Annotated in this window: 3 protein-coding genes and 1 pseudogene; all 4 read right to left on the bottom strand. The window is 69.7% G+C overall.

Annotated elements, in window-relative coordinates:
• A partial coding sequence (locus BST11_RS26630; protein WP_342351743.1) for a S8 family serine peptidase occupies positions 1–533 on the bottom strand: 533 nt, incomplete at its 3' end.
• Complete coding sequence (gene eccD, locus BST11_RS26625) at positions 511–2,028, bottom strand: type VII secretion integral membrane protein EccD (protein ID WP_083141155.1); 1,518 nt, start codon at positions 2,026–2,028, stop codon at positions 511–513. The genes BST11_RS26630 and eccD, both read right to left, overlap by 23 nt.
• Positions 2,029–2,306: 278 nt before the next feature.
• Positions 2,307–3,209: an ESX secretion-associated protein EspG gene (locus tag BST11_RS26620; protein WP_083141154.1), complete on the bottom strand. Its 903-nt coding sequence runs from the start codon at positions 3,207–3,209 to the stop codon at positions 2,307–2,309.
• 106 nt (positions 3,210–3,315) lie between these two features.
• Positions 3,316–3,391 (bottom strand): annotated as a pseudogene (locus BST11_RS26615) (type VII secretion protein EsxI); the annotation flags it as partial.

Here is a 3,391-nt window from a genome sequence, read left to right as displayed (position 1 = left end):
GGTTTCGGGGGCGGCTCGGTGGTGGGGACGGGGACCGGCCTGCGCGGAGCGGCCGGCGGCGTCGCCGCGCCGCTGGCCGGCGCCGCGCCGATCATCGACGCGACGATGGTGCCGTGCGCGTCGCAGTCCGACAGCCCGTCGCCCGACATGATGTAGTCGCCGCCGGGGAGCAGGTGCGGGAACCTGGGATGCGGGGTCACGCCGGTGTCGATGACCGCGACCTTCTGCCCGGCGCCCCGCCCGAACTGCCACGCCTCCTGCAGGTTCAGCATCTCCATGTACTTCGGCGGCAGCCGGAAGTCGGTGCCGGGTATCACCCCGACCTCGGTGCAGTAGGAGTTCTGTTTCATCGGCGCCGGCGGTGCGGGCGTTCCGTCGGGCGGCAGCGCGCCGGGATCGACGGTCGGGGGCGAAATCGCGTACGCGGGCGGCAACCCCGCCAATGCGCCCGACGTCAGCAGGAGCGCGGCGACCGCGGCACGGGCCGCGTTGCCGCGCCGCGCCCGGCGGCTAGCGGTAGCGGATCGCCGCATAGACGTTCATCAACCACAATGCCAACGGGAAGATCGGCATCAGGCAGAGGTATTCGATCCATTCCACGAACTTGCGGAACAGCGGGCTGTAGATGGTGTTGGGCACGACCGCCGCGGCCGTCATGCCCGCCGCCGGCAGCAGCACCAGGATCGCCACGCTGATCGACAACGCCAGCGGCGAGTGCAGCACCAGCGCGTAGCGCACCACCACCGCGGCGACGATGATCACCGACGTCGCGGCCAGGGTGATGGCCTGCCAGCGGTCCACGTACGAACGGCCCCGCAGCATCAGGAAGCCGGCGCTGAAGCCGGCCAGCAGCAGCGGCAGCCAGCGCTCGCCGGTGTGCGGATTCGACAGCGCGGTCAGCGAGACCACCATCAGCACGCCGAGGCCCAACAGCAGCCCGCTCAAGAACGAGCGCGCCCGCTCGGCCTGCAACACCACGTCGCGGACCGACGCGGGGCCCTCCAGCACGGGGGCGCCTCCGTCGGGGCGCACCACGGTGGTGGGCAGGTCGGGCCGCGCCTCGAAGACCCACCGGCTGGTGGCCGACGGGAAGACGGGCAGCCGGATGCCGGCCAGCCGGCGGGACAGCGCCGGGGCGGCGTGGTAGGCCAGCACGCAGACCAGCACCACGCACGCGAAGTTGGTGACCGCGCTGGTCATGGCGACCATGCGCGACAGGCTGGCGACGGTCGTCACCGCGCCGATCGTGACGATCGCGGTGTAGATGGCCAGCCGGCGGCCGGTAAAGCGCAGCGCCAGCGCCGCGGCGATGGTCAGCACGCCGAAGCCCAACACCGCCTGCGGGGAGCCGACGCCGCCCGGCGGCGCCGACGCCGCGGCCACCGCCAGCGGCACGAGGCCGCTCAGCAGGATGGTGTCGGCGACACGCCGATCCGAATCCGTCTTCGCGCGCATCGCGAGCATGATGGCCACCGACAGCACGATCGCAGCGATGATCGCGGCGTAGACCGTGGGCAGCCACGAGTTGTGGTGCCAACGCCACCAGGCCAGCAGAGCCGATGCCGCGGTCACCCCCACCGCGACCATCGAGGCACCGACCTGGACCGCGACGATCGGGTCGATCGCGGCGAATCGCTTGCTCAGGTTTGCCGAGACGGCGGTCGAGATGTGCTCGATGACCTGGGAGCGGTGCTCGGTGTCGGGGAGGAACCGGATCCACAGCCGGTCGCCGTCGTAGATGTCCTGCTCGGTCAGCGACTGGGTGGCGCGCAGGGGCGTGCCGTCGACCAGGCACAGCGCCCACCTGCCGCGGCCCGTGGCCTCCAGCGGGGTCTCGCCCAGCTCGCGGAGCCGGCTGTTGACCACCTTCAACAGGGGGTCGGTCATGACCGACACCGGGGCGTTCGCGTCCAACAGGACGCCGATCTGGACGCCCTCGCCGGCCATCACGCCGACCACTACCGCCCGAGGTTGCGAGATTCCCTCGATGTCTGCCTGTAATGCGTCAGCTACTCCTACAGCGGTCATCGCCCTGCACCCCCTGCCCTGGTGAATGTGTGACCCCGCGTTGCCAGGCGGGTGGCGGACCCGGGCGCTACACGAGCCGGGGCGCCGCGGCCCCCGGACAGGTGCAGCACGACTAGTTCGGTTTTCATCTGCCTCGCCTTGTTACGGAGTTGTGGTGACACTGCCTTGAACATTTGCCTTGAAGATTTGCTGATGATTCTAAAGGAGTATGCCGCCTTCGCATCCCGACCGCATGTTCTCGGCAGAAGCGTTGGTGAAGTTTGTGTTTCACCCGTGTGTCAAACCCTGCTGTGTGTCTTCCACTCGCCGTAGGGCAGCGTGTCCAGCACGGTCTTGATGCCCACCTGCACCAGCTGCGGGGTGGCCGGACAGATCGCCAGCCACGCCTCCCCCGAACCCGCGGTGCGCGCCTGCTGGTAGAGCGCGATGCGGCCGCCCGAACCGTCCTTCAGCGACAGCACCGAGGCGCTCGGACCCTTGGCGTCGTCGCGGTACTGACGCGCATACACCGCGACCTCGGCCGCCGGGTCGGACAGCGCCTGGCCCAGCGCGGCGACGGTGGAGGCGCTGATGCCCATCCGCCGCAGGTCCCCGCCGGAAAAGACGTTGAAACCGGACTCCTGCCAGGACTTGGTCGCCTCCAGCATCTCCTCCAGCGGCACGTTGACGGCGTTGATCGCCGCCGGCTCGGCGTGGTGGATCGACTCGAGGCCGTCGATCACCAAGGACGCGATCGAGGCGCTGTCGGCGACGGCGACGTCGTCGACGGTGATGTCGCTGCCGACGCGCACGGCCGACACCCAGTGCTGGCCGCGCCGGGCCAGGACCACGCGGAACTCGTTGTCGGGGATGTCCCGCGACCCGGGAGGCTGGTTGTCGTCTTCCACGACGCCATAGAGCAGCTTGCCCCGCGACAGCAGGGCGACGACCTCGAGGTCGGGCGCGGCGAGGACCCGCATCCGCGCGGCGACCTGCTCCTGCACCTCGTCGCCGACGACGATGCCCTCTTCGCGCATCACCGCCATCCCGGGGTGTTCGTTGAGCCAGTCGTTCGAGTCGGTGGAGACGAAGGGCCGGCAGCGCAGCTCAGGTGCGACGTGCCGAATGTCGAGCAACGCCTGAAGCATCCAGAAGCCGTCGACGTTGACGGTGATGTCGGTGCGGGTGCTCTGCTGGTCCATCAATACCTCAGGGTTCGAAGTGGTCAGAGTGACGTGAGTTGGTCGGAAACCGCAGGACGCGGCAGCACCCCGACGTGTGGTGTGCTGCCGCGCCTGAAGTTGGGTGTCAGGCCCAGCTGGACCCGACGGCGCTGTCGGTGCTGGCCATGTTGTTGCCGGCGGCTTGCACCTTCTGCCCGTGG

Origin of the sequence: Mycobacterium alsense, from assembly GCF_002086635.1 — a bacterium.
Lineage (GTDB): Bacteria > Actinomycetota > Actinomycetes > Mycobacteriales > Mycobacteriaceae > Mycobacterium > Mycobacterium alsense.
This window is presented reverse-complemented; position numbering and strand designations above follow the sequence as displayed.

Coding starts and splice junctions, on each gene's coding strand:
- BST11_RS26620 (WP_083141154.1), bottom strand. CDS start 3,209: ATGGACCAGCAGAGCACCCGCACCGACATCACCGTCAACGTCGACGGC.
- eccD (WP_083141155.1), bottom strand. CDS start 2,028: ATGACCGCTGTAGGAGTAGCTGACGCATTACAGGCAGACATCGAGGGA.